Source organism: Kribbella koreensis (assembly GCF_039525325.1).
GTDB lineage: Bacteria > Actinomycetota > Actinomycetes > Propionibacteriales > Kribbellaceae > Kribbella > Kribbella koreensis.
The window spans coordinates 124,605-149,439 of record NZ_BAAAHK010000013.1 but is presented as its reverse complement, the minus strand read 5'-3'; the positions used below and the strand labels follow the sequence as shown (position 1 = coordinate 149,439).

At 68.5% G+C, this 24,835-nt stretch carries 28 protein-coding genes; 10 read left to right on the top strand and 18 right to left on the bottom strand.

Translation table 11 applies throughout. The features are described 5' to 3' along the window. Positions 1–2 precede the first annotated feature (2 nt). From ABD116_RS24830 to ABD116_RS24810, 5 genes are all read left to right on the top strand, one after another. Positions 3–524, top strand: a complete 522-nt coding sequence (locus ABD116_RS24830; protein ID WP_343974826.1) for a PadR family transcriptional regulator — start codon at positions 3–5, stop codon at positions 522–524. Next, positions 521–1,195, top strand: a complete 675-nt coding sequence (locus ABD116_RS24825; protein WP_343974823.1) for an ABC transporter ATP-binding protein — start codon at positions 521–523, stop codon at positions 1,193–1,195. Before ABD116_RS24830 ends, ABD116_RS24825 begins: the two co-directional genes overlap by 4 nt. Continuing rightward, on the top strand, positions 1,192–2,562 hold the full coding sequence (locus tag ABD116_RS24820; RefSeq protein ID WP_343974820.1) for a hypothetical protein: 1,371 nt from the start codon (positions 1,192–1,194) through the stop codon (positions 2,560–2,562). Before ABD116_RS24825 ends, ABD116_RS24820 begins: the two co-directional genes overlap by 4 nt. Continuing rightward, positions 2,562–3,182: a CDP-alcohol phosphatidyltransferase family protein gene (locus tag ABD116_RS24815; protein ID WP_343974817.1), complete on the top strand. Its 621-nt coding sequence runs from the start codon at positions 2,562–2,564 to the stop codon at positions 3,180–3,182. The genes ABD116_RS24820 and ABD116_RS24815 overlap by 1 nt, the downstream gene beginning before the upstream one ends. Before the next feature lie 64 nt (positions 3,183–3,246). Further along, positions 3,247–3,735, top strand: coding sequence for a hypothetical protein (locus ABD116_RS24810; RefSeq protein WP_343974814.1), 489 nt, complete (start codon positions 3,247–3,249; stop codon positions 3,733–3,735). Here the strand turns inward: ABD116_RS24810 and ABD116_RS24805 are convergent. Further along, positions 3,732–5,294 carry a tannase/feruloyl esterase family alpha/beta hydrolase gene (locus ABD116_RS24805; RefSeq protein ID WP_343974811.1) on the bottom strand — a complete coding sequence of 521 codons (1,563 nt, stop codon included), beginning with the start codon at positions 5,292–5,294 and terminating at the stop codon, positions 3,732–3,734. The two genes, ABD116_RS24810 and ABD116_RS24805, sit on opposite strands and share 4 nt — an antisense overlap. Positions 5,295–5,344: 50 nt before the next feature. On the opposite strand from ABD116_RS24805, the gene ABD116_RS24800 reads away from it, so the two are divergent. Then, positions 5,345–6,193 (top strand): helix-turn-helix transcriptional regulator, encoded by an 849-nt coding sequence (locus tag ABD116_RS24800; RefSeq protein WP_343974808.1) that lies wholly within the window; start codon positions 5,345–5,347, stop codon positions 6,191–6,193. 3 nt (positions 6,194–6,196) lie between these two features. On the opposite strand, the gene ABD116_RS24795 is transcribed toward ABD116_RS24800, so the two are convergent. Then, the gene (locus ABD116_RS24795) at positions 6,197–7,069 is read right to left on the bottom strand and encodes a phosphoribosylaminoimidazolesuccinocarboxamide synthase (RefSeq protein ID WP_343974805.1); all 873 of its coding nucleotides are present in this window, start codon (positions 7,067–7,069) and stop codon (positions 6,197–6,199) included. Further along, on the bottom strand, positions 7,066–8,214 hold the full coding sequence (locus ABD116_RS24790; RefSeq protein WP_343974802.1) for an FAD-dependent monooxygenase: 1,149 nt from the start codon (positions 8,212–8,214) through the stop codon (positions 7,066–7,068). The genes ABD116_RS24795 and ABD116_RS24790 overlap by 4 nt, the downstream gene beginning before the upstream one ends. Before the next feature lie 46 nt (positions 8,215–8,260). Between ABD116_RS24790 and ABD116_RS24785 the strand changes: the two genes are divergently transcribed. Continuing rightward, positions 8,261–8,902, top strand: coding sequence for a TetR/AcrR family transcriptional regulator (locus tag ABD116_RS24785; RefSeq protein WP_343974799.1), 642 nt, complete (start codon positions 8,261–8,263; stop codon positions 8,900–8,902). Positions 8,903–8,968: 66 nt separating this feature from the next. Next, on the top strand, positions 8,969–10,360 hold the full coding sequence (locus ABD116_RS24780; protein WP_343974797.1) for an FAD-dependent oxidoreductase: 1,392 nt from the start codon (positions 8,969–8,971) through the stop codon (positions 10,358–10,360). On the opposite strand, the gene ABD116_RS24775 is transcribed toward ABD116_RS24780, so the two are convergent. The 4 genes from ABD116_RS24775 to ABD116_RS24760 form a co-directional block, all read right to left on the bottom strand. Beyond that, positions 10,361–10,780, bottom strand: a complete 420-nt coding sequence (locus ABD116_RS24775) for a hypothetical protein (RefSeq protein WP_343974793.1) — start codon at positions 10,778–10,780, stop codon at positions 10,361–10,363. Positions 10,781–10,871: 91 nt separating this feature from the next. Continuing rightward, positions 10,872–11,408: a hypothetical protein gene (locus ABD116_RS24770; protein WP_343974790.1), complete on the bottom strand. Its 537-nt coding sequence runs from the start codon at positions 11,406–11,408 to the stop codon at positions 10,872–10,874. Positions 11,409–11,422: 14 nt separating this feature from the next. After that, complete coding sequence (locus ABD116_RS24765; RefSeq protein ID WP_343974787.1) at positions 11,423–13,465, bottom strand: glycosyltransferase family 39 protein; 2,043 nt, start codon at positions 13,463–13,465, stop codon at positions 11,423–11,425. Then, positions 13,465–14,697, bottom strand: a complete 1,233-nt coding sequence (locus tag ABD116_RS24760; RefSeq protein WP_343974784.1) for a bifunctional glycosyltransferase family 2/GtrA family protein — start codon at positions 14,695–14,697, stop codon at positions 13,465–13,467. The genes ABD116_RS24765 and ABD116_RS24760 overlap by 1 nt, the downstream gene beginning before the upstream one ends. Before the next feature lie 171 nt (positions 14,698–14,868). Here ABD116_RS24760 and ABD116_RS24755 point away from each other — a divergent pair, with 171 nt between their 5' ends. Then, entirely contained in the window at positions 14,869–15,357 is a 489-nt protein-coding gene (locus ABD116_RS24755; RefSeq protein ID WP_343974781.1) for a ricin-type beta-trefoil lectin domain protein, read from the top strand. Next, positions 15,357–15,836 carry a ricin-type beta-trefoil lectin domain protein gene (locus ABD116_RS24750; RefSeq protein WP_343974778.1) on the top strand — a complete coding sequence of 160 codons (480 nt, stop codon included), beginning with the start codon at positions 15,357–15,359 and terminating at the stop codon, positions 15,834–15,836. Before ABD116_RS24755 ends, ABD116_RS24750 begins: the two co-directional genes overlap by 1 nt. On the opposite strand, the gene ABD116_RS24745 is transcribed toward ABD116_RS24750, so the two are convergent. From ABD116_RS24745 to ABD116_RS24695, 11 genes are all read right to left on the bottom strand, one after another. Further along, on the bottom strand, positions 15,820–16,221 hold the full coding sequence (locus ABD116_RS24745; RefSeq protein WP_343974775.1) for a hypothetical protein: 402 nt from the start codon (positions 16,219–16,221) through the stop codon (positions 15,820–15,822). The two genes, ABD116_RS24750 and ABD116_RS24745, sit on opposite strands and share 17 nt — an antisense overlap. Next, the gene (locus tag ABD116_RS24740) at positions 16,222–16,578 is read right to left on the bottom strand and encodes a hypothetical protein (RefSeq protein ID WP_343974772.1); all 357 of its coding nucleotides are present in this window, start codon (positions 16,576–16,578) and stop codon (positions 16,222–16,224) included. Between the two features lie 3 nt (positions 16,579–16,581). Continuing rightward, positions 16,582–18,027 carry an adenylosuccinate lyase gene (gene purB / locus ABD116_RS24735; RefSeq protein WP_343974769.1) on the bottom strand — a complete coding sequence of 482 codons (1,446 nt, stop codon included), beginning with the start codon at positions 18,025–18,027 and terminating at the stop codon, positions 16,582–16,584. A 226-nt stretch (positions 18,028–18,253) separates the two neighbouring features. Next, a complete protein-coding gene (locus ABD116_RS24730) occupies positions 18,254–18,796 on the bottom strand; it encodes an AAA family ATPase (protein WP_343974766.1) in 543 nt (180 codons plus the stop codon). Then, the gene (locus ABD116_RS24725; RefSeq protein ID WP_343974763.1) at positions 18,793–19,524 is read right to left on the bottom strand and encodes an HAD family hydrolase; all 732 of its coding nucleotides are present in this window, start codon (positions 19,522–19,524) and stop codon (positions 18,793–18,795) included. Before ABD116_RS24725 ends, ABD116_RS24730 begins: the two co-directional genes overlap by 4 nt. 70 nt (positions 19,525–19,594) lie before the next feature. Next, positions 19,595–20,284: an AAA family ATPase gene (locus tag ABD116_RS24720; RefSeq protein ID WP_343974760.1), complete on the bottom strand. Its 690-nt coding sequence runs from the start codon at positions 20,282–20,284 to the stop codon at positions 19,595–19,597. A 23-nt stretch (positions 20,285–20,307) separates the two neighbouring features. Next, complete coding sequence (locus ABD116_RS24715; RefSeq protein ID WP_343974757.1) at positions 20,308–21,300, bottom strand: AvrD family protein; 993 nt, start codon at positions 21,298–21,300, stop codon at positions 20,308–20,310. Continuing rightward, positions 21,297–22,751: an MFS transporter gene (locus tag ABD116_RS24710; RefSeq protein ID WP_343974754.1), complete on the bottom strand. Its 1,455-nt coding sequence runs from the start codon at positions 22,749–22,751 to the stop codon at positions 21,297–21,299. The genes ABD116_RS24715 and ABD116_RS24710 overlap by 4 nt, the downstream gene beginning before the upstream one ends. A gap of 61 nt (positions 22,752–22,812) precedes the next feature. After that, on the bottom strand, positions 22,813–23,592 hold the full coding sequence (locus ABD116_RS24705; RefSeq protein ID WP_343974751.1) for an MBL fold metallo-hydrolase: 780 nt from the start codon (positions 23,590–23,592) through the stop codon (positions 22,813–22,815). After that, on the bottom strand, positions 23,589–24,455 hold the full coding sequence (locus ABD116_RS24700; RefSeq protein WP_343974749.1) for a helix-turn-helix transcriptional regulator: 867 nt from the start codon (positions 24,453–24,455) through the stop codon (positions 23,589–23,591). The genes ABD116_RS24705 and ABD116_RS24700 overlap by 4 nt, the downstream gene beginning before the upstream one ends. A gap of 127 nt (positions 24,456–24,582) precedes the next feature. Continuing rightward, on the bottom strand, positions 24,583–24,828 hold the full coding sequence (locus ABD116_RS24695) for a phosphopantetheine-binding protein (protein ID WP_343974746.1): 246 nt from the start codon (positions 24,826–24,828) through the stop codon (positions 24,583–24,585). Positions 24,829–24,835: the final 7 nt, after the last annotated feature.

Here is a 24,835-nt window from a genome sequence, read left to right as displayed (position 1 = left end):
ACATGGCAACCGCGGAGCTTGTTCTGGGCCTGCTGGCCGACGGCCCGGCGCACGGGTACGACGTGAAGCGCGGCCACGACGCCTGGTTCCCGGACAACCGGCCGCTGGCGTTCGGGCAGGTCTACACGACGCTCGGCCGGCTGGCCCGCGACGGCCTGGCCGAGGTGGTCGACCGGGGCTCGGAGGGCGGCCCCGAGCGGACCGTCTACGCGATCACCGACAAGGGCCGCAAGCACCTCGCCGACTGGCTGCTCGATCCGGTACCACCGGCCTGGGGCAGTGCTGACGAGATGCTCCGCAAGCTGGTCGCCGCCGTACGGACCGGAGGCGACCCGACCGAGTTCCTGGCCAGGCAGCGGGCGAGCCACCTGCGCCGGATCCGCGAACTCAACGCCACCCCGACCGGGGACGACCCCACCTCACCACTGGTCCGCGAGTACACGGTCGCCCATCTCGACGCCGACCTGCGCTGGCTCGACAGCGTCATGGAGCGCATCACCGAGCAGAAGGAGCCCCGCCGATGACTGCACTGGAACTGCGTGACGTCGAGTACAGCTACCGCCGCAACGTCGCCCTGCGCGGCGTCACTCTCACCGTCACGTCAGGCGAGGTGGTCGCGATCACGGGAGCCAGTGGCGGCGGCAAGTCCACCCTGCTGCACTGCGCGGCCGGCATCCTCCAGCCCGACAGCGGGACGGTGAAGGTCGACGGGCAAGACCTGTCGGCGCTGACCGAGGAGGAGCGCAGCAAGTACCGGCGCAGCCGTATCGGTGTGGTCCTGCAGTTCGGCCAACTCGTCCCGGACCTGTCGCTGGCCGACAACGTCGCGCTACCGCTGCTGCTGGACGGCCACAGTCGCCAAGCGGCCCGTACGTCGGCTATCGAGTGGCTCGACAAGGTAGGGGTCGCCGACGAGGCAGAAGCCACCCCGGCCGAGCTGTCCGGAGGTCAGACCCAGCGAGCTGCCGTGGCCCGGGCGTTGATCACCGGTCCGGCCGTCGTACTCGCCGACGAGCCGACCGGGAGTCTGGACAGCCGGGCCGGACAGGAGTTGCTCGACGTACTGCTCAAAGCGACCCGTGATCGCGGGGCCGCGCTGGTGATGGTCACCCACGACAACCTGATCGCCGCCGTCGCCGACCGCGAGGTCCGGATCCGCGACGGCGTGATCCAGCACGAAGTGAGGCTCACATGAAGCTCTCCGCCGCCATCCAACTGTCCCGGTCCCGTACTCCGGCCGACCGCAGCAGGATCCGGCTCACCACCGTGGCAGTCGGGTTGTCCGGTGCCCTGGTGATCGGCGCCCTCCGGATCGGCCGGCTCGGCCCCGGCGATCTGCCGAAGTCCACCTACAGCAACTACCTGGCCGAGGAAGGCCTTCGACCGGGCGTCATCACGGTGTTCGTCATCCTGGCCGTCCTTGCGGCAGGACTGGCCGGGCAGTCGTTGCGGATCGGCGTCGCGGCACGCGAGCGGCGATTGACCGCAGTACGGCTGGCAGGCGGAACGCCTCGGCAGATCAAGCAGCTGGGCGCGGCGGACGCCGCGCTGGCAGGACTTGCCGGTGGCCTGCTGGCGGCACCGATCTACCTGGCCCTGAGCTTGGTGTTCGCGGCACTGCCACGGATGGCCAGGCTGCTACCGGGAGCCGACCTGTTCGACCTGCCGGCCTGGCTGGCTTGTGTCCTGTTCACTACAGCAGTCGGAGCGATGATCGGCTGGTCCTTGACCATCAATCGCAGCCCGGCCGAGCCCATGTCGTACCCCAACGGTCTGCGGCTGGCGATAGCCCTCACAACGATCCTGCTGGCACTGTTGTTGATCGCTGGGCCGTTCGGCATCGGCTATGCCCTTGTTCTGCTCGTACTACCGGTCTTCGCCTTGCTGGGCGGCTCACGGATGACCGTCGGCATCGGACGCCGCCTGATCCGGTCCGCCGCACCACTCAATGTGCTCGCCGGAGCACGGCTGATCGCAGACTCCCGGCCGACCGGCCGGATGAGCACCCTGCTCGGCTGCTGTGGCCTGGTGGTCGGATTCCTGGCGAGCAACATCCTGGACCTGATCGTGAGGCCGATCCCGCCCGACGAGAACCTCCGCCAGAACCTTGGCCGGGTCCCGGTCGAGTCGACCAATGAGGGTTTCTATCTGACCGGCTTCGCCTTCGCGACAGTCGGTCTGGGCCTGATCGTGGCGACGGCCTTCGTCGTCCTGCTCGTCGGCGTCACCGACCAGCTCGTCGACCACCGTCGCCAGCTCGCCTGCCTGACCGCGTTCGGCGTCGATGCCCGGTTCCTGCGCCAGGTCCTCGAACGGCAACTCGCGGTCGCCGCCTGTCCCGCGCTCGCGGTCGGCTTGTTCTTCGGCTTCGTGATGGGTCCCGCCATCAGCTTCCAGGGGTTGAGCAGAGGGGGCTTCGGGCCGTTGCTGCTGGTCCTGAGCGGCTTGTTGCTGGCCGCTGTCGGCGCCGGCCTCGGCCTCCTCGGAGCCCACCTCGCGGGGTACGTACTGCGGAATCACGTCCAGGACGCGTTGGCGCCCGAGAACCTCCGGGCCGCCTGATGAGCACCGCGCCGATGGTCGTGCACAAGCCCGGACTCCTGCTCGGGCTGCCCAACCGGATCACGCTGGCCCGGACCGTCCTGGCGATGCTGATCGCGACGGTGGCCTTCGCGACCGGCGACCTGGCCTGGCTGATCGCGGGCTATGCGGCGTACTGGATCGGCGACATCGCCGACGGAGCGGTCGCGCGGCATCGCGACGAGGAGACGATCGCGGGCGCCGTCTTCGACATCGTCTGCGACCGGGCCTGCTGCTTCCTGCTCGCCGCGGCGTTCATGGCCACCTATCCGACCGTGATCGGGCCGCTGGCGATCTTCCTGATCCAGTTCGGGGTGCTCGACACGATGCTGTCGCTGGCGTTCCTGCTCTGGCCGGACTGCATCAGCCCGAACTACTTCTACCGGATCGACCGGCACATCTACCGCTGGAACTGGTCCAAGGTCGCCAAGGCGCTGAACACCGGAGCCGTCGTGGTGTCGCTGCTGATCGCCTCCTTCATCGACGCCGCCTGGCTGCCCTACGAGGTGGCACTGGCGGGCGTGGTGGTCAAGGTGGTGTCGCTGGAGCGGCTGGTCGCGATCGTCCGGGCGCGGCGGCCCGCAGTACCGGCTGTGAAGTAGATGACAGGGCACAGTGGTGCTAAGTCCCGTGCCGAGGGCCGGGATGGGACATAGCCTCGAGGTCATGTGGGTTTGGCAACTGGTGCTGGCGATCGGATTCGGGATCGGGTCTGCCGTCATCCCTGTGCTGAACGCCGAGGTCTACGTGCTCGGGGTCGGTGCCTCCGGCAAGCTCGATCCGGTGGTCGCCGCGATCGGGGTGTCGATCGGGCAGACGATCGGCAAGGTGGCGATGTTCCTGGCGGTGCGGTACCGGCCGGGCTATGCGGCGAAGAAGGGCAAGCCACCCAAGCCGGTCGACCTCGGAACCCGCCGCGGCCGGTTCGTCCAGTGGAACCGCGATGTCAGCAAGCGCCTGCTCGACGCGCTCAGCGACCGGCGCTGGGGCATCCCGGTCACGCTGCTGAGCTCGTCGGTCGGCATCCCACCCCTGTACGGGGTGGCGCTGATAGCAGGCGCGAGCCGGATGGGCGTGGTCACCTTCTCCCTGTCCGTCCTGGCCGGCCGCGCCGCCCGCTTCATCACCCTTGCGCTGGGTGTCAGCCTCTTCTAGCTACAGCGGTAGCTGCTCGCCTGCTTGGGGTCTCCGTACCCCTTGTACTTCGAGACGCTCGGGTAAGCGCACAGGTCGCGGTGCTCGGTCCCATCCACGGTTGCCGCCGGCAACGTGGCAGGAGCCTGCCCCTGCTCGACCCACTTGACCAGGGAAGCCAGCGGGTCGGTCGGCGTGATGCCACCGCCGCAGTGCCCTGCCCCTGGCGCCAGGAAGAGACGGTAGAAGTCGTTCACCCGAGTACTGCCGCCCAGCTCGCGCTCGACCCGCTTGCGGTAGTCGACGGTGCCCAGTGCCGGGATCAGCGAGTCCGAGAGCCCGTGCCAGGACAGGAGCTTGCCACCGGAGCGTCGGAAGGCCGACAGATCGGGGTCGTCGCTACCGATGACCTGGTTGTACTGCGCCTGGGACTGCCGGAACAGCTTGGCGTACTGGCTGTAGGTGAGCGTGCTGGTGTCGAACGCAGGGTCCAGCTTCAGGAAGTCGCGCACCCAGCTGTCCGGTACTACGAACGGCACCGCCTTCCCATCCGCCGTGGCGGCCAGCCCGTCGAACGCGGAACCGCGGGTCAACCCGTACCAGAGCCCACGCGGCCCATCCCAGATCTTGCGAACGACCCGGGCATCGGCAGCAGTGATCGTCACCGGCTTGCCATCGCAGAGCACTGTCTTGCCGACCAGCCGCTCCGGCGCCCAGGTGCACTTCTGCGGCTGGTCGATGACACCGTTGACCACCCCGTCCTTCGAGTCACACGCTTGCACCGCGGCCTTGTTGAACTCGTCGAAGACACAGGCCGTCGGGTACGTGTGCTCCTGGTTCATCACCACGGCCGGCCAGATCGCGGCCACACCCCAGCGATCCCAGTTCACGGCCGGCGACTGCGCGAGGATGCCGTCGAAGTCGTCCGGGTGCTGTTGCGCCTCGATGTACCCCTGACGGCCACCGGTCGAACAGCCGGTCCAGTAGGAGTAGTTGGCGGCATGTCCGTAGTACTGGTTGGTGACTGCCTTGCCGACGGTCGCGAGGTCGTGCAGGGAGCGGGAGGCGAAGTTCAGCAGCAGGGCCTGGTTGACCTTGCCGTCCTTGAGCGCCCAGGCGTCCGCGGTGAACGGGGACGGGCCGACACCGGCGTCGGTCGAGGCAACGGCGTACCCGGCCTTCACTGCGTTCACCCACGGGATACCGAACTCACCGGCCTGGTAGGCGCTACCACCGAGGGCCTGGAACCTGCCGTTCCAGCCAGTCTTGGGCAGCCACACCACGGTCTTGACGTGATCACCCGCGCCCGGGTGGCTGAGCTGGACAGTGACCTCGCAGTACGCCGGTACGCCGGTGACCGGGCCACTGGGGAAGGGCGGGTTGGGCGGGATGACGACTGTGCCGCCGGGCTGGTCGACACCGGTCAGCGAGTCGATGCGGACACCCTGCGGCGCCTTGATGGAGACGGTGGTGCAAGCAGTGGCAGTACTGGCTGCGGTGGTCGCGGCTGAGCTGCCGGGCAGCGGCATCAGCGCGGCCAGCGGGACGACCGCCGCCAAGATGGTCAGGATTCGTTTCATGGCACCACCACATCAATCGGTGGCACCGGCAACCAGGGATACTTTGTCCTGTGATCCAGCCCACCCTGAACCGGGCGCTGCTCGCAGACTTCCTGCGAACCCGTCGGGAGCAACTCCAGCCGGAGGACGTCGGCCTGCCACGGGCGCCGCGCCGCCGGTCGAGCGGGCTGCGCCGGGAAGAGGTCGCGGAGCTGGCCGGTCTGTCGACGGACTACTACAGCCGGATGGAGCAGCAGCGCGGCCCGCGGCCGTCCGAGCAGCTACTCAATGCGCTCGGCGAGGCGCTGCGGCTGTCGGACGACGAGCGCAATCACCTGTTCCGGATCGCCGGGTATCCCAACCCTCCGCAGTACCTGCACGACCGGCCGGCCGACAACCTCGTCCGGGTGATGCGGCAGCTCGAACACACCCCGGCGCAGATCTGCAGCCACCTCGGCCAGACGCTCGTCCAGAACCGGCTGGCGATCGCCGTCTTCGGGGATCACTCCCAGTTCCGCGGCTTTCGCAGGTACTGGGCGTATCGATGGTTCCTCGAACCTGCGGAGCGCGAGCTCTACGCGCTGCAGGACCACGCGGTGATCGGCCGGGCGATCGTTGCCGAGGTGCTCGCGACGCACGGCGCCGATCCGTCAGCGCCGGAGGCGGGCGCGCTGGTGAACACCTTGCTGGGCAAGAGTTCCGAGTTCGCCGAGGTCTGGGCCGAGCATCCGGTCTTCGCGCAGGACTGGCCGCGGCTGCACCTGAACCATCCGGAGGTGGGCCCGCTCGAGCTGAACAGCGACTTCGTCGTCGACGCCGACCGCTCGCAGTTCCTCGCCGTCTTCACCGCCGATCCGGACGGCGCCGACGAGGAGAAGCTGCGCGCGCTGGCCAAGCTCAGCGACGACTTCGTCTGGTGAGTCCTAGCTGAACTTCTGGCCGGTGAGGCGCTCGTAGGCGTCGATGTACGCCGACCGCGTCCGCTCGATCACCTCGGCCGACAACGGCGGCGGCGCCTCCCCCGAGTGCCGGTCCCAACCCGAGTCGAACTGCAGCCAGTCGCGCACGATCTGCTTGTCGTACGACGGCTGCTGCTTGCCCGGAGCCCATTCCGCGGCCGGCCAGAAGCGGCTGGAGTCCGGCGTGAGGACCTCATCGGCGAGCACGATCGTCCCGTCCGCGCGGGTGCCGAACTCGAACTTGGTGTCGGCCAGGATGATCCCGTGCTGCTCGGCGGTCGCATGTGCCTGCGAGTAGATGTCGAGCGTCAGCTTCCGCAGCGCGCCGGCCAGCTCGGCGCCGACGGTCGCCACGACCGCGTCGTACGAGACGTTCTCGTCGTGTTCGCCGAGGTCGGCCTTGGTCGCCGGGGTGAAGATCGGCTCGTCCAGGCGGGATCCCTCGACCAGTCCGGCGCGCAACGGGATGCCGCAGACCTCGCCGGTCGCGTTGTAGTCGAGCAGGCCGGAGCCGCTCAGGTAGCCGCGGGCGACGCACTCGACCGGCAGCATCTCCAGCTTCTCGCAGATCACCGCCCGGCCCGCGACCTCGGCCGGCACATCGGTCGAGATGATGTGGTTCGGCACGTCGAGCTGCTCGAACCACCACAGGCTCATCGCGGTCAGCACCTTGCCCTTGTCCGGGATCGGCGTGTCCAGGATCCAGTCGAACGCGCTCATCCGGTCGCTCGCGACCATCAGGAGATTGCCCGACTCCAGCTCGTACAGATCCCGGACCTTGCCGGAGTGGAGATGCTTCGCACCGGGGATCTCAACAGCCTGCGGAGGTGTGATCACACCGGCGATTGTTCCACCTTGCGACGCCTGGCCAGCAATCCGGCTGTTTTGCCGCCCATCGCGAGGACGGCGTCACGGAGTGTGCAGGCGAACTTGCTGTCCAGCTGGCCGAGTACGCCGATCTGGTGCGAGCGCTTGACCAGCTTGGTCGTCGCGGGGCGGCGCTCGGCGTCGTACGCGGTCAGGTCCTTGCCTGCGCGTAGTACGCGGGCGAGCGCACCGGCGTCCTCGATCGCTGAGCAGGCGCCGCGGCCCATGTTCGGCGTCATCGCGTGCGCCGCGTCGCCGAGCAGGAGCACACGGCCGTGGACGAACGGGACCAGCGGGGTCTGCAGGTCGTAGATGTCGTTCCGCAGCACGTTCGGCGTGGCCGCGAGCAACGCCGGAATGGGCTCATGCCAGTTGGCGAACAAAATCTTTACGTCGTCATCGGCACCGCCCGGTTCGCGATTAGCCGTTGCATACCAATAGATCCGGCCATCGATCAGCTTCGCGAACCCGAATCGTTGCCCACGGCCCCAAGTCTCGCCACCACTGTCCTCGACCTCCAGCTCGGCGATCCCCCGGTACGCCGTATAGCCCGAGTACCGAGGCCCCTGGTACTCCGGAGCCAGCAACCCACGAATGCCCGACCGAATCCCATCAGCAGCCACCACCAACTCCGCCCGGTACTCCGCACTACCCGGCCCCAGGCCGCCAGCCCCTGCCCCGCCCGACGCCGCACCACCCGACCCCACCCTGGTTGCCGCAACCGTGACCCCCTCCGCGTCCTGCGTGAGGCCGGTCACCGTCGTGCCCGTGTGGATCGTCACCGCCGGGCCGAGCCGATTGGTGATCAGCTGGTGGAGTTGGGCTCGGTGGAGCATCACCGGCAGCTCGATCCCCAGCTCGGCCGCCTCGACGATCCACCGCCCGTCCCACCGGCGCATCCCGGCCGCCTCCCCCAGCCGCGCGGCCTTCGCGACCCCCTCGACACCCAACTCCTCCAGCACCGCAGCAGCCCCCGGCCAGACCGAGATGCCCGCTCCGACCTCCCCCAGCTCCGCCGACCGCTCCAGCACCGTGACCTGCCAGCCGCACTGCTCCAGCGCGACGGCCGCCGTCACCCCACCGATCCCCGCTCCCACCACGATCGCTGTCCTCATGGTCCCGACTCTACATCTGTAGAGTCCGGATGAGTAGAGTATGCGCGTGACGAAAAAGGTGCCGCTCGGCGAGGACCGCCGGGCCGCCATCGCGGACGCGGCCATCCAGCTCGTGGCGACCCGGGGCCTGCGCGGCCTCACCCACCGCGCGGTCGACGAGGAAGCCGGCCTGCCACCCGGCTCGACGTCGTACTACCTACGCACCCGCGGCGCCCTCCTCACCGCCTGCGTCAACCGCATGCTCGAGCGAGACCTCGCCCGCAACTCGCCGCCCGCGGGGCCGCCGTCCACAGACCGCCCCACTGACCCATCCCCCACCCCGCCCGCAGGTCCGCCGTCTGACGCCGAGCTACGCGAGCTCCTGGTCCGCATGGTCGTCGACCTGGCCCGCGACCGCCCCTACGACCTCATCGCCCGCTACGAACTCTCCCTCGAGGCCAGCCGTCAACCAGAGCTGCGCGACGCGATCACCCAGGGCGGCCGACTCCTCCGCGAAGGCCTCGCCGACCTGCTCGCCGCATTGGGCGTCCCGGACGCCGACACCGTCGCCTGGCCGGTCGCCGCGATGATGGACGGCTTGCTCTACGACCGGGTCGCGGGCGCCGGTACGACGCTGTCGGCCGAGGCCTTCGAGAGCGGGGTACGGCAGAGCCTGGCCGCCCTGTTGAGCGGATTGCGACACGCCTAGCACAACGAGTTACCGGCACCGACTCTAAAGTGGCAGTCACTTCCGTATTTAGAGCCTGGGGGCCAGATGGCACAGTCAGTCGCGGAGCGCTTCGCCCGGATCGCGACCTCGGAGCCGCCCGCGGAGACGCGCGTTCTGCTCCGTCGCGCGATCGTGCTCGGCGGGAGCATGGCGGGGCTGATGGCGGCCCGGGTGCTGAGCGACCACGCTGACGAAGTACTGGTGATCGAGCGGGACGGGTCCGAGGAGTCGGCGTTGCCGCGCCCCGGCGTACCGCAGGGCAGTCAGGTACATGCGCTGCTACCGGCCGGACATGCGCAACTCGATCGATGGTTCCCCGGGTTCACCGCCGCCGCGCTCGCGGATGGCGCGGTGGATCCGCCGCCGGAGCAGATCCGCAACTACTTCAACGGCGTGATGGCCCCACAGGCGCCGGCCGGCACGCTCGGTCAGTCATTGGTGAGCACGCGGCCGTTTCTCGAGTACCACGTGCGGCGACGAACCCTGGCCATCGAGAACATCAAGGTCGTCCACGGGAGGGCGGACGGACTCGAGTTCGACGGCGATCGGGTGAGCGCCGTCCGGTACCAACCGGCGGGCGGCGAATTGGTCGTCGAGCCCGCGGACCTGGTGGTCGACGCGACCGGACGGTCGAGCCGGCTGAGTGACTGGCTCGGCGCGGCCGGGTGGCCGCAGCCGCCGATGCTGCGAATGCCGATCAAGCTCAACTACGCGAGCGCGCTGTTCCGGCGGGACCCGAAGATCAGCGACGTCGGGATCTCGATCGCGCAGAACCAGGCCGGCGGCATGGTCACGCCACGGCAAGGCGGCGTACTGGCCGTCGAGGGAGATCGCTGGCTGGTACTGGTCGCGGGCTACGGCGACGATCGGCCGACCCGTGACCTCGGCGACTTCAGGAAGCGCTGCCGGGAGGACTTCCCGCCCGATTTCGGGCAGATCGCGGACCATGGCGAGCTGCTCGGCGACGTGATCACCTACCACCAGGCGGACAGCCGACGCCGCGAGTACCACCGGCTGAAGCGCTTCCCCGCCAGGCTGATCGTCGCGGGTGATGCGGTCGCGTCGTTCAATCCGGTCTATGGGCAGGGGATGACGTCGGCGACGCTGCACGCGTCGTGCTTGTCCGCTTATCTGCGGTCCGATCCGGTGCTGGACAAGCCGGCTCGGCAGTACTTCGAGCAGGTACGGCTGGTCGTCGATGCCGCGTGGCGGGTGTCGACGTTCGCCGACCTGGAGTTGCCGCATGTGGACGGTCCGTACCCGCGCGGCTATCGCCTGGCCAAGTGGAGATCCGGTCTCGTGGCACGAGCCGCGGCGCTGGATCCCGGGCTGGGCCTGCAGTCGGCCCGGGTGACCACGATGCTCGACCATCCGAGCGTGCTCTCCCGCCCGCAGACCGTACTGCGCGCGTTGCGACTGCGCCTGCTGCCGTCGTAGTCAGAGCCGGTCGGTGAAGGTGACGAAGGTGAAGTACGCACTGCCGACGACCATGCCGAGGTGACCGAGCAAGGACAGGCCGGCGCCGCTGCCCCAGGCGTCGGTCGCCTTGTCCCTCGCGTGTTTGCTCGCGCTCGGCAGCCAGCGGGCCAGCAGCAACAATCCGACCAGGGAGAGCAGGTACCACCCGCCCAGCGCGCCGATCGCGATCTCCTTGCGCCCGGTGACCATGGCAACGATCCAGGCGATCAGGGTCAGCACACCGACGGTCGTGTGCACCTTGACGAAGGCGGCGGAGAAGCTCGCCACACCGCTGGAGCGGGACGTGCCCTCGGGATCACCGCCCAGCCGGACACGCGTCAGCAGCACGACGACCGCCCCGAGCGCGGTCAGGAACCAGGTGACGTTCGACCATTCCACGCCCGATCCTTACCCCGCAATTCACTCTAACGAACGTTTGAGCGTGTCGCCCGCATCCCGAGACACGGCCGACACGCTCAAGACCACCCGACTAACTGGTCCGAGTCTGCCCGGTCCCGGTCCCCTGCTGCCCCCGCCCCGGTACTGTCCCTTGCCCCGGTACGACGCCTTGCTGGCCCTGCTGCGGCACCGTCCCCTGCTGGCCTTGCTGCGGCACCGTCCCCTGCTGGCCCTGCCCCGGTACGGTCCCTTGCCCCGGGAACTGCCCCTGCCCCGGGAACTGCGGGAACCCACCACCGGGCCCACCCTGCGTCGGCGTGGTCCCATTGCCGTCACCCCAGGCATGCCCCACCGCAGTCCCACCCAGGAAGGCCAGCACCGCCAGCAACGACCCAGCCCCGGCGAGCACCAGCCCACTCGGCCGCTTCGTGCCGGACTTCTCCGGAGCCTGCTGCTGGACCTGGTACGGAGCCTGGCCAGGCTCACCCGGCCCCGCCGGACCACCGGTCTGCGCCGGAATCGGTCCACCGATGTGCGCCGGAGTCGGCGCACCGGGCGGTGGCTGGTGCTGGGCACCCCCTACCCACTGCGGTACCGGAGCGCTCGTGTGGTTGGTTGTCTCAGTCATTCTCCTGCTCCCGTTCACTTGCTGCTGAGGTCGTAGATGGTGGTGCCGCCGACGGTCTGCGCCGTGTAGTTCTGCGCCACCCAGGTACTGATCTCGCTCGAGGTGCCGCCGCGGCCGCCGCCGAAGCCGCCGCCGGAGCTGCCGACGAAGTAGTGGACCTTGCCCTGGGCAACCAATTGCTGGAACTCGGCGAGCGACGGCGCCGGATCGGTTCCGTTGAAGCCGCCGATCGACATGATCGGGACCTCGGCCGCGATCTGCAGCGGAGCCGCCGCATTGGAGGTGATCGCCGCAGCCGCCCAGGTGTACCCCTTGGCGCCCTGCTGCAACAGCGAGACCAGATCACTGGAGACCCCACTGATCCCGCCACCGCCAAGGAAGCCACCCATCCCACCGCCACCCTGCGTGCGCCCAGTCGGAGCGCCCTGCCCGGTAGTACCAGGTGCGGTCGTAGTGCCAGGCGCAGTAGTCGTTCCAGGCGCACCATTGGCGGGCCGCCCAGGAGGCATGCCCATCCGGCCACCGCCGAACCCACCAGGGCCACCCGCACCAGCGGGCCCAGCCGACGGGATCGCGCCGGCGTGTGTCGTACTGATCGTCTGCACCGTGTACGCCGCCGGCCCGGCCAGCGCCGTCAACGCGAGCAGCGTCGCCGCGAACAGCCCGGTACGCCGTACCGCCGTCCGATGCAGCGTCAACTCCGGCAGCACCAGCACCAGCCCAGCAGCCACCACACCGACGATCAGCACGGTCCACCGCAACCACGGCTGCCACGTCGGCGTCGCGTTCAGCAACGACAAGCTCCAACCGGCTGTCAGCAACGCTCCACCCGCAAGCGTCGCCCGGGCCAGCCACTCACTACGCCGCCGCCACAGCACCATCGCCGCCGCACCGACCAACGCACCGATCGCCGGCGCCAGCGCGATCATGTAGTAGCTGTGGATGATCCCCTGCATGAAGCTGAAGACCAGCCCGGTCACCAGCAGCCAACCGCCCCACAGAATCGCGAAGGCCCGCGTCCGATTCGTCCGTCCACCCTTGCCCGCAGCAACGATCAGCACAGCGGTCGCCAGCAACGCGGCCGGCAGCAACCACGCGATCTGACTCGCGAACTCACCACCGAACAACCGCTGCAACCCGGTCGCGCCACCCCATCCGGGGTTGCCGACGCCACCGCCGACCGACCCGGTCTCGTTACCCGTCAACCGGCCGAGCCCGTTGTAGCCAAGGGTCAACTCGAGAATGCTGTTCGTCGACGACCCACCGATGTACGGCCGCGCCGACGCCGGGATCAACTCGACGATCGCGATCCACCAACCTGCACTGACGATCAGCGCAGCCAGCGCGATCAAGCTGTGCACCAGCCGCTTCCCCAGCGCCGGCTTGCCCGCGACCAGGTACGCCAGACCGAAGGCCGGCAGGACCAGGAACGCCTGCAGCATCTTCGTCAGGAATCCGAAGCCGACCAGCGCCCCGGCCAGCGCCATCCAGCGCCACGCGTACTTCTCCGAGTCGATCGCCCGGGTCACCGCCCAAGCGCCCATCACCAGCAGCAGGATCAGCAACGCGTCCGGGTTGTTGAACCGGAACATCAACACGGCCACCGGCGTCAGCGCCAGCACGGCACCCGCGAGCAACCCGGCATTGGCCGAGAACCAGCGGCGTACCGACACATACACGAAGCCGACGCTCACCACGCCCATCAGCGCTTGTGGGATCAGCATGCTCCAGACGCCGAAGCCGAAGATCCGTCCGGACAGCCCCATCACCCACAGCGAGGCCGGCGGCTTGTCGACGGTGATGAAGCTCGACGAGTCGAACGCCCCGAAGAACCAGGCTTTCCAGCTCGTCGAGCCCGCCTGCACGGCGGCGGCATAGAACTCGTTGGCGTAGCCGTTCTTGGAGAGCCCCCACAGGTAGGCGATCGCGGTCAGGACCAGCAGGCCACCGAACAGCGCCTTGTCGCGGCTGATCGCGTAGGCCGTGACGCGCGCCCCCGGCCGGCTGCGTTCGGCGCGCGACGGCGCCGCTGTCGTCGGTTCGGTCAGAGTGCTCATCAATTGCTCCGGGTGCTGTCGAGAACCGCCGGGGGTTCGAGAGTGGGGAAGGTGGGCGCCTCGTCGTCGAAGACCCAGGCCTGGAAGAGGCTGAACCGGACGATCGTCGCGGCCAGGTTGGCGGCCGTCAGGACGACGATCTCGACGCTGTGTGCTGGTACTGCGACCGCCGTGTGCAACAGCCACAGCGCGGAAGCGGTCAGCGCCCAGCCGATGCCGAAGGTGACCAGTCCGCGCAGTTGGTGCTTGGTGCGGTTCTCCACACCCCGTACGCCGAACGTGACGCGGCGGTTGAGTGCGGTGTTACCGATCGCGGTGATCAGCAGGGCGAGGACGTTGGCGACCTGAGCCGGCATCGCGTGCCGCAAAGCCAGGTACAGAAGGATGTATGCGAGCGTGCTGACCACGCCGACGCCGGCGAAGCGCAGTACGCGAGCAGCGAGCGCGGTCCGCGGATCGGCGATCGGGGGCCGGCCGAATGCCTGCCGCACCGACTCGAGCGGGATCCGGCCGCGGCCGAGGTTCTTGCTCAGCCGGGCGATCCCGCGCAGGTCCTCGACGACGGTCTTGGCGATCGCGACCCGCGAGTCGAGGTCGTCGACCCAGTCGACCGGTACTTCGTGGATCCGCAGACCGGCCCGCTCGGCAAGTACCAGCAGCTCTGTGTCGAAGAACCAGCTCGTGTCCTGGACCAGCGGCAGCAACTCGACGGCGACGTCCCGCCGGATCGCCTTGAACCCGCACTGCGCGTCCGAGAACCTCGTCCCCAAGGTTGCCCGCAGCAACAGGTTGTAGCCCCGGGAGATGGCCTCCCGCTTGGGCCGTCGCACCACCCGAGACCCTCGCGCCAGCCGCGATCCGATCGCCACGTCGCTGTGCCCCGCGAGCAGCGGAGCCACCAGCGGAAGCAGTGCATTGAGATTGGTCGAGAGGTCGACGTCCATGTAGGCGAGGACTTCCGCCTCGCTGGACGACCAGACCTGCTTCAGCGCACGACCACGCCCCGGCTCCTCGATCCGGACGATCCGGACCCCCGGCAGCTCGGTCGCCAGCAGCGCCCCGATCTCCCAGGTGGCATCGGTACTGCCGTTGTCGGCGATGCAGACCTCGGCCGGAAACGGGAACGCACTGTCCAGAAACGCGCGCAGCCGCCGAATATTGGGACCGAGGTCGTACTCCTCATTGCGAACGGGTACGACGATCTCGACCCGAGGATGACCTGATGTCTGCATGCCCCCGATACTGTCCAGCGAACCTTAGCCACTCCCTGTACACGCCTGGCAGTTCCCTGGGAGTCCCGCCCGAACACGCCAACCCCCACGTCCACCAGGGCAGACCCACCCCACGGACAAGCCCACATCCCTCATGGTTGAGAGGTCGACCGATCACCTGGGGGAAAGCTGATGCTCCGTACTACGCGCCGCCTACTGGCCCTGACCACCGCCCTACTCGCCGCCACCACCCTCGGCACCACCACGGCAACCGCCGATCCACAGCCGCCGCCGTTCCGGATGAACCTGGTCAACCAGAACAGCGGCCTGTGCCTCACCGGCACTGACGCCAGCCAGAACTTCGCCGTGCTCCAACTGCCGTGCAACGGGAGCAACTCCCAGCAGTGGGAGAGCAGCTGGACCGCGTACTACATGAAGGATGTCCAGACCGGTCGTTGCCTGAGCACCCTGCCGGGAACCGGACAGCTGAAGACTGTGGACTGCTGGTGGAACGGCCCCGAGAGCACCTGGTACGAAGCAAGCAAACCCCAGACCTGGAACTTCAGCGGCAACCCCACCCAGTTCAACAACCGAGGCCTCTGCCTAGGCATCCTCCCCGGCAACTCCTGGGTCCGAGCCCTCGACTGCAACAGCGGCTCAACCACGGTCTGGTACCGGTGATGGGCGGGATACGGCGACTGGCTGCGATCGGAGCCGCGACGCTTGCGGTAGCGATGGTCGGCACCGGGGTGGCGGCTGCGGAACCGCCGACTGAGCCGTTTGTGATGAACCTGGTCAATGCGGACAGCGGGCTCTGTCTGACCGGCACCAATGAGGGCTACGACTTCGCGGTACTTCAGCTGCCCTGCAACGGGAGTGAGGCGCAGCAATGGCAGAGCGCGCCGGACAACCACTACCTGATGGATCTGCAGTTCAAGCGGTGCATCGCGGCGTTGCCGAACACCAGCCAGGTCAAGACCTACCCCTGCTGGTGGAAGAACGGCCAGCCGTACGATCCGAAGCAAGGATGGGGCTTCGCACAGGGCAGCACGCCGACCAGGTTCTCCAATGACGGTCTCTGCCTGGGCATACTGCCCGGCAACTCCTGGATCCGGCGGCTCGACTGCAACAGCGGAGCTCGGGTTACCTGGTACCGCTAGTACGCCGCAGCCACAGCAAGCCCAGGATGGGGAGGACCAACGGGACATAGCCGTAGCCCTGGCCGAAGTGGGACCAGACGGTGGCGTCGGGGAAGTCTTCGGGGGTGGTGTAGCTGAAGGCGCCGATGCCGACGACTCCGATCAGCTCGATGATGATCGCCACCGTGGCGACCTTGCGGGAGATGATGGTTGCTTTGGCCAGGGCGAAGGTGGCGGCGCAGTAGATGACTGCGGCAACGGCCGAGAGGATGTAGGCGATCGGGGCGTCGGAGAACTGGGTGGCGATCTGGACTGCGGCTCGGCCGGTTGCCGAGAGGGCGAAGAGGCCGTAGACGGCGATCAGGATTCGGCCGGGGCCGTGGCGGGTGGCCGATGCGTCGGCCATTCAGACCGCCCACAGGTCGTGGAGCCGCAGTTCGAGCACCGGTACGACGATGCAGGCGATCGCCAGTGCGCCGGCACCCCAGCGGCTGCTCTCGGTCAGCGCCCACAGCGCGCCGATCGGGAGGATCAGCAGCGAGCCGATCAGGTAACCGACGAAGAACGGGCCGGAGACATCGCGGTCCGTGCCGACGAGCTGGACGATCCCGACCACCAGCTGACCGACCAGCAGGACCTCGAGTACGCCGGTCAGGCCGAGCAACGGCCAGTTGATCCGGCGATCCAGCCCGGCGATCGACAGCGCGAAGATCGTCGCGGCCAGCGACAGGGCCACCAGGACCAGGGTGAGCGGTTCGTACACGAGCTAGAGGATGTCACCCGGCGTGTAGGCGGCGGCCTCGGGGTAGCGCTTGGCCAGCGTGTCGATGGTGGCGACGACCGCGTTGACCTGCGCGACGGCTGCTCCGGTGAAGGACAGCGGCTCGCCCACGATGCCGACGATCTGCTCCTCGGTCAACCCAAGCCGGCCGTCCTCGCCGAGCCGGTGGAACAGGTCGTTCGCCGGGGTCCCCTTGCGCAGGTCGAGCGCCACCGCGACGGCGTGCTCCTTGATCACCTCGTGCGCGGTCTCCCGGCCGACCCCGTTCTTCACGGCGGCCATCAGCACCTTCGTGGTGGTGAGGAACGGCAGGTACCGCTCCAGCTCGCGGGCCACGACCGCCGGGTACACGCCGAATTCGTCCAGCACCGTCAGGAACGTCTCGAACAACCCGTCCAGCGCGAAGAACGCGTCGGGCAGGGCGACCCGGCGTACGACGGAACAGAAGACGTCGCCCTCGTTCCACTGGTTGCCGGCCAGCTCGCCGGTCATCGACGCGTACCCACGCAGGATGACGGCCAGCCCGTTGACCCGCTCGCAGGACCGGGTGTTCATCTTGTGCGGCATCGCGGACGACCCGACCTGGCCCTCCTTGAAGCCCTCGGTGACCAGCTCGTGCCCGGCCATCAGCCGGATCGTCGTCGCCAGGCTGGACGGCCCGGCGGCGAGCTGGACGAGCGCCGAGACGACGTCGTAGTCGAGCGACCGCGGGTACACCTGCCCGACACTCGTCAGCACCCGGCGGAAGCCCAGGTGCTGCGCGACCTCCGACTCGAGCCCGGCGAGCAGCTTCTCCTGGCCGTTGAACAGGTCGAGCATGTCCTGCGACGTACCCACCGGGCCCTTGATGCCGCGCAGCGGGTACCGGTCGATCAGGTCCTCGAGCCGGGCGATCGCGACCAGCAGCTCGTCGGCCGCCGAGGCGAACCGCTTACCGAGCGTGGTCGCCTGCGCCGCGACGTTGTGCGAGCGGCCGGTCATCACCAGCGCCGCGTGGTCGGCCGCCTTCTGGCCGAGCTGTACGACGGTCGCCACCGCGCGATCGCGCACCAGCTCGAGGCCGGCCCGGATCTGCAACTGCTCGACGTTCTCGGTCAGGTCCCGGCTCGTCATGCCCTTGTGCACGTGCTCGTGCCCGGCCAGCGCGTTGAACTCCTCGATCCGCGCCTTCACGTCATGCCGGGTGACCCGCTCCCGCGCCGCGATCGACTCCAGGTCGACCTGGTCGATCACCCTGCGGTAGTCCTCGATCACCCCGTCCGGCACGTCGACGCCGAACTCCTTCTGCGCCCCGAGCACGGCCAGCCACAGCTGCCGCTCCAGCACGATCTTGTACTCCGGTGACCACAGCTCCGCCATGGACGGGCTGGCGTAACGCGCAGCAAGAACGTTCGGGATCCGGGGCTTACGAGGAGTCGGCACGTACCCCATTCTCTCTCAACCTCACCGCCCCACGGTCAACAGGGCACGGCAGGTCAGCGCCAGAGCCAGCGGAGGTACTGGTCGAGGGGTTCTTGGGGTGGGGTCTGGGTGGGCGGTGGCGGCGGTGTGATCGGGTGTGAGTCGCCCGGGGCGATCTCCTCCACAACCAGCATTGTCGGCATACCTATGTACATGCGCCGAATGCCCGAAAAGTTGCCTGGGGTGAAAAGTTTCTTCAGACAGCTTCTCGCAGAAAGTAAGCAACGGTCGCGACCCGCTCCGTCACCGAGCCACGGACGGTGAGAATCGGTACTCCGCTCGCCGTCACCCACGAGTTGAGATAGCTGTCCAGCAGCGCCTGGAACTCGGTCGTGATCGGCGCATCGGCCGGCAGCGGGAACTCCACCGGCACCCAGACGATCAGGTCGTACCGCTCACCCAAGGTGGTCCACGTGTCGATGGCGACCCCCTCGGCGAAGCCGCGGAGTACGGCCTCGTTGTCGGGTAAGCGGGCCAGCAGATAGGCCCACTCGTGCAGAACCGAGCCGTCCGAGATGAAGGAGTGAGCAGCCGTCTCGCCCCGTACCCGCTCCCACGACCGCCGTACTGCGAGTTGGCAGATCTCCGCAGCCGAGCAGTCGGCCAATTCCTTCCGATGACCCGGTCGTGGATCCCGCATCGGACTGAGCTGGACGACGCCGATCCCGGTCTGAGCGTGCAGCGCATTGGCCAAGGTCGTCTTGCCGGCGCCATGCGCACCGACCAGCGCGAGCCTCACTCGCTGCCGCCCGGGTCCAGTAGCTCGAAGGAGCCGAGCTCACGCTGCGCCCAGCTGATGTCGTCGAACCTGGTGCCGATCACCACGCGTGACCCCAGCAACGCCATGAAAGGCGCGTCGGAGTGGTGATCGCCGTACCCGATCGAGTCGGCCAGATCCGCGTTGCGGCGCCGGAGCAGATCGCAGACCGCCTGCCGCTTGGCCTCGCCGACGAGCGGGAGTTCGACCTCGCCGGTGTAGCGGCCGTCGCGGACCGTCGGCTCCGTGCAGATCACCTCGGCCTGCGGGAAGCGCCGGACGATGGGTTCGAGAGCCGGCCGGAAGGAGGCCGACAGGACGACCAGGTCGCGGCCCGCGGCGACGTGTCTGGCGACGTGCGCGATCACGCCGGGGTGGAAGAAGCTGCGTGGGCCGAGCGCTGAGCTCGACCAGTCGAGGGCGAGGTTCGCGACCTCGTCGACCTCACGGTCCTGCCACCAGGTGAAGTACCGGCGGTTGGTGAACTCGCGGGGAGCGCCGCGCTCGCGGTGGGCCCGCAGGTCGGCGAGGAAGGTCTCGCCGCGTTCGCGGATGTTGCGGCGGCGGGCGTCGAAGCGGAGCAGCGAGAAGAGTGAGTTGATCCGGAGCAGTGTCCCGTCCGCGTCGGCGATCACCAGCCGCGGACGAGCCGAACGGCCGGTGGTGGGGATGGCGTCGAAACCGTCGGGAGCGGGACGGGTGGGGGCCACTGGGGGATTCTCCGTTCGTGGTCGTGGCAGCCCCGGGCCGGAGTGATGAGCTCCGGCCCGGGAGTGGGATTCAGACGCGTTCGAGTTCGGAGCGGGTGTCGATGGCGTCGTAGTCGGCCTTGGCCCGGGCCACCGCCTCCTCGATGGAGATCACAGTGGGCAGGTTGTAGTGGCCGGTGATCGAGACCAGGCGTTCCTCGACCGTGCCGCCGGCCGTGAAGGTCGGGATGCCGAGCTTGTCCACCTCGGCCTGGATCATCTCGTCGGCCAGCAGCCGGAACCGCTCGTTCACCGGACGGTGGCCGTCGGCAACCATCGGGAACTCGATCGGCAGCCGGACGAAGGCGTCGTAGTTAGCCAGCGCATGCTGCTTGGCCGGTACGCCGAGTTTGTCGATCACGTCCTCGAAGTACCGGATCTCGTCGGTCCGCTCGACGTTCTCCATCGTCGTGTTGGCGGTCGGGTTGACGCCGACGATCACCCGGACGGTGCCGTAGATCCATTCGTGGATGGACGATCCGTCGGAGATGAAGCTGTCGCCCAGGTGCGACTCGTTCACCGCGCGCTCGGTGTTGCGGCGGGTGATCAGCATCAGGATCTCCGACCCCGTGCACTGCTCGAGCGTCTTGCCCGGCACCGAGATGGGCAGCAGCTCCCGCATCGTCTTGGCCGCGCTGCGGGGGATGCCGGTGTAGTGGGCCAGAGCCATCGTGGTGATGGTCTTGCCGGTCGAGTACGTTCCGGAGACTGCTAGTCGCATGAGGTGTTCTCCAGTGTGAGTGGTCAGACCTGATGGGTGTCAGGTAGGCGGTGACCGACGGAACAGGTGACAGTCATGGCATCCCCGACGCCTGCGACGATGTCGGCGCAGCGCCAGGGACTTCCTTCGAGCCGGACGATCCGGGACCGGCCGAGCCGGGTGTGCAGCAACGAACGCTGCGAGGTTCGCAGCGGGCGATCGACGCGGAACGAGGTCCGGCGGGTGAACAGTCCACCGAACTCGTCCAGCCCATCCAGCCGGGCAAGCAACAACTGGCCAAGCTGAACCGCCCCCACGAATGCATCAATGAAGCAGACCTCCCCGACGTCGTCGCCACCGAGATGACCCCCGCCCGTCCGGGCGCCAGCGGATCGGTCGGCGACGGATCGGCCGTCAGCGGGACGGTCGGCAGCGGGACGGTCGGCGGTGACTTCGAAGTCGGCTTCGGCTTCGGCGGGGCTGCGGGAGGTGACTCTGGTCAGCGCCACCGTGCGGCGCTGGTAGGCGAGCTCCTCCCCGACGCCGAACAGCGACGGCAGCCGTTCGGCCGAGTCGACATCGACCAGGCTGCTGGCCTCGGTGGGCCGGACGACCTGCCCGACCGCCGTGATGTTGCCGATCGAGGCCTCGATGGACAGCGTCCCGCCACTCTCGTCCGACAACCTGGCGTGCACCGGGAAGTCGTCGAGCGGCGCTCCGAGCGGTTTGGCCGAGGCCCGGAGATCGAGCGCGATCATCCGGGTCTCGCGAGCTGCTTCGGGGCAGTACCGCGCGGCCACCAGGCCCACCAGGGCCTCGGTGACCAGCGCGACCGCGTCCGTCGTACTGAGTTGGTCGCCGGTCACTGAGGCGTGACCGGCCAGCCTCGAGGCCTGCGCGTCGTGACGGACCTGTACCTGGCCGATGGACGGCCCGGTGTGCTTGTAGCCCGTTCCGAAGTACCGGCCGGCCGCGGGGCCGAGCGCATCGTCGATGGACTGCCAGTAGTCCGTCGGCAACTGCGCTGTGTTCGTCATCCAGCGACCTCTGCCTCGGCAGTCTCAACGGTCTGGACGGACTCGGCCGGCGCTGCCGTTGCCCGGGGCACCTTGTAGAGCACGGCGATCAGACCGGCGACGACCGCGAGAGCAAGGGCGTCGACCAGCAGACCGGTGTGTACGCCGTCCAGGATCCCGTCCTTGGTCGCACCGGCCGTGGCCCCCGCCGTGATGGCGATGGCGGCGAGGATCGGCGTACCGAGTGTGAAGGCGACCTGTTGCGTCATCGCGCTCAGCCCGCCGGCCAGACCCTGCTCGCTGTCCGGGAGGCCGGACGTCACGGCGACGGTGTAGGAGACGATCGCCAGTACGTGCCCGAAGCCACCGAGAGCGGTCGCCACCAGGATGTGCACGTAGCCGGCCGCGAACGAGTGGCCGAGCAGCACGAAGGTGGCGGCGGTCGCCCCCTGCAACAACAGACCGAAGACCAGCGTGTTGCGAGCGCCGATCTTGTTGATGATCTTGGCGGCGACCATGCCACCGGTGAACGCGCCGGCGCCGAGGACGGCGAAGGCGATACCGGTCAGGAAGGCCGAGCTGTCGAGCACCCGCTGCAGGTAGATGGTCAGCAGGAAGACCTTGCCGCTCTCCATCGAGAAGGTGAGCAGGCCGCCGAGGTTGCCGAGAGCAACGGATGGCCGCTTGAGCACGGTGACGGCGGCCAGTGGGTGCGGGGACCGCGACTCGATCAACCAGAAGAAGCTGAACAGGACGGCGGCCGCGGCGAGCAGGATCCACACCTGCGGTGAGCTCCAGCCCTTCGCCTCGGCGCGGGAGAAGCCGAGGACGAGCGAGAGCAGCGCGAGCGAGATAGTGACCGCGCCGGGGACGTCGAGCTTCTGCCGGATCGGCTCGGTGGACTCCTTGATCAGCGCCGGGGCGAGAACCAGGACGAGCAGACCGACGGGGACGTTCAGGAAGAAGGTGAAGCGCCAGCCGAGCAGGTCGGTCAGTACGCCGCCGAGCACCGCACCGACGGCGAAGCCGAGCGAGAGCAGGGCGCCGTTGAGCCCGAGCGCCTTGTTGCGCAGCGGGCCTTCCGGGAACGAGGTGGTCAGGAGCGCGAGGGCAGCCGGGGCGGTGACAGCCGTCGCGACACCCTGCAGGATCCGGGCGACGTAGACCAGGGTCGGCTCGTTCGCGAACCCACCGATCGCGGACCCGATGGTCAGCAGGGCCATCCCGATCAGGAACATCCGCTTGCGGCCGTAGTAGTCGCCGATCCTGCCCATCAGGAGCATCAGGCCGGCCGCGGAGAGGGCGAACAGCGTGACGATCCAGGAGAGCTCGGCCGGTGTCATGTCCAGGTCGTCGCCGATCACCGGCAGAGCGACCGTGACGATCGAGAAGTCCAGGGCGAACATGAACTGGGCACCGAGCAGCAGGCACATGATCAGGCGCTGCCGGCCGGTCAGGGTTTCGGTGGTCATGCTCTCAGGTTGACGACCCACGCCGATCCCATCCAGAGCGTCCTGATGGGGGTACTGCGCACTACCTGGCTAGCTGCCAAGCTCCGTCGGCCACTGCACCGAAGACCACGTCGGCGAAATGCATGCCCGCCCCGATCACCCCGGGCTGCTGGAGATACTCCAGCGTCATCGCCCTGGACTTGAGAGAGCTGGCCGGATCAGCCTCGAAGCAGGAGTTCAACTCCGGACGCGCGACCTGGACCGGACTGTGCATCACATCGCCGAACACCAACAGTTGTTGGCCTTCTCGCTCGATCAGGTACGACGTATGGCCGCGCGTGTGGCCCGGCGATGCGAGTGCTGTCAGGCCTGGGAAGAGTTGCTCGCCATCGGCCAGGCCGTGGAAACTCGACGGGGCTTCGGCGGCTCCTGCGCAGTGTGGCCGCTCGGTCAGGCTGGTGCCGGGCCAGCCGGCCATCGCCCAGCCGGTGTGGTCGTCGTGCAGATGGGTGAAGAGGACCGCGTCGACGTCGGCGTACTCCTCGGTGTACGACGCGAGGCCGCCGCCGGTGAGTTCGCCCAGCGAGGGATGGGATTGCTCGCGCGCGAGCTGGCGTGGTCCGTAGCCCGCGTCGATCAGGACGACCCAGTCCGGCGTACGGATCAGCAGCGAGCCGATGGATCCGGTCAGGTACCCCGTTGGCGTGAGCAACTCAGGCGAGATGCCGTCGAGATCGGGAACGCTGAACCAGCCATGAGGTTCGAGCTCGACGCGGCCGTCGGGGAGGTAGCTGATCTCGGCGTCGCCGAGCATGATCGTGCGGTGGACCGCCGCGGCGGCCCACCGTTCGGCGGCGGTCACTCGGCGGTCACCTCGGCGGCCAGCGAGGCCAGGGCGGTGGCGGTCGGGGTGTGCGGCTTCGGGTGGTAGACGAAGATCCGCCGGTCGTCGTCGACGACCGGGCGCAGTACGTTCGCCGAGAAGCTCATCCGGCCTGCTTCGGGGTGGTCGAAGACGAGGTCGAGGTGCGGCGCAACGCCAACCACATAAGACTTCCAGAGGTGTTCGAAGACCGGCGACCGGGCAGCCAGCCGGTCGACCATCGCACCGAACCCGGGGTCGCCGGCGAACCGGGCGGCCTGCTCGCGGAACTGCGAGATGAGCATCTTCGCGGTCGCCTCACGGAACGGGTACCGCTCGGCGACCGACTCGTCGACGAAGAACCGCTCCAGGCAGTTCGTGCCGGCGCCGGCGCCGAAGACGACCTCGCCGAGCCGGTTGCTGGCCAGCACCGTCCAGTACCGGTCGACGCAGTACGCCGGCCGGTCGGCGATGCTGTCCAGCAACTCCCGTACGTGCACGGATTCCGGGCCCTCGGGCGTCGTCGACGGACGCTCGTGGCCGGCCAGGTCGAACAGGTAGTCGCGCTCGGCGTCGGTCAGTCGCAGCACCTTCGCCACCGACGCGAGGATCTCGGCGGACACCGAGATGTCCCGCGCCTGCTCCATCCACGTGTACCAAGTGACGCCGACGTTGGCCAGGACGGCGACCTCTTCGCGGCGCAGCCCCGGCGTACGGCGCCGGCGGGTCTCGTGCGGCAGACCGACCTCGTCCGGCGTCAGCCCTTCGCGACGGGCCCGCAGGAAGCCGGCCAGCTCGGACCGGCGATAGCGATCGGAACTGTGCCCGCGGGCAGTGTCTGTGGTCGTCTCAAGGGCGGTCATTAGCGGCTCCTGTCCCCCCCAGCCATCGAACCGAACTGTGGGGCGATGATCTCACGGAACCGGTTACGGATCGACACGATCCGCAAACGTCTCATCACCGCCCGCCAGTTTCCGTCTGCCTTGCTGGTCAGGACGCCGGGGTCAGCAGCGCGCCGACCGCGGCGCCGGCCTGGGCGATCGTCTGATGGCCGCCGAGGGTGCCTTCGGCGATCGGGATGCCGAGCTTCTTCTCCAGCATCAGCGCCATTTCCAGCAACGCCAGCGAATCGATCGCGACGTCTTCGAACACGGTCGACTCGGTCAGCTCGTCGGCCGGTACGTCGTACTTGGTGATCAGAATGTCGAGGATCTGGGCGGTCACGTCAGCGGACATTGTTTTC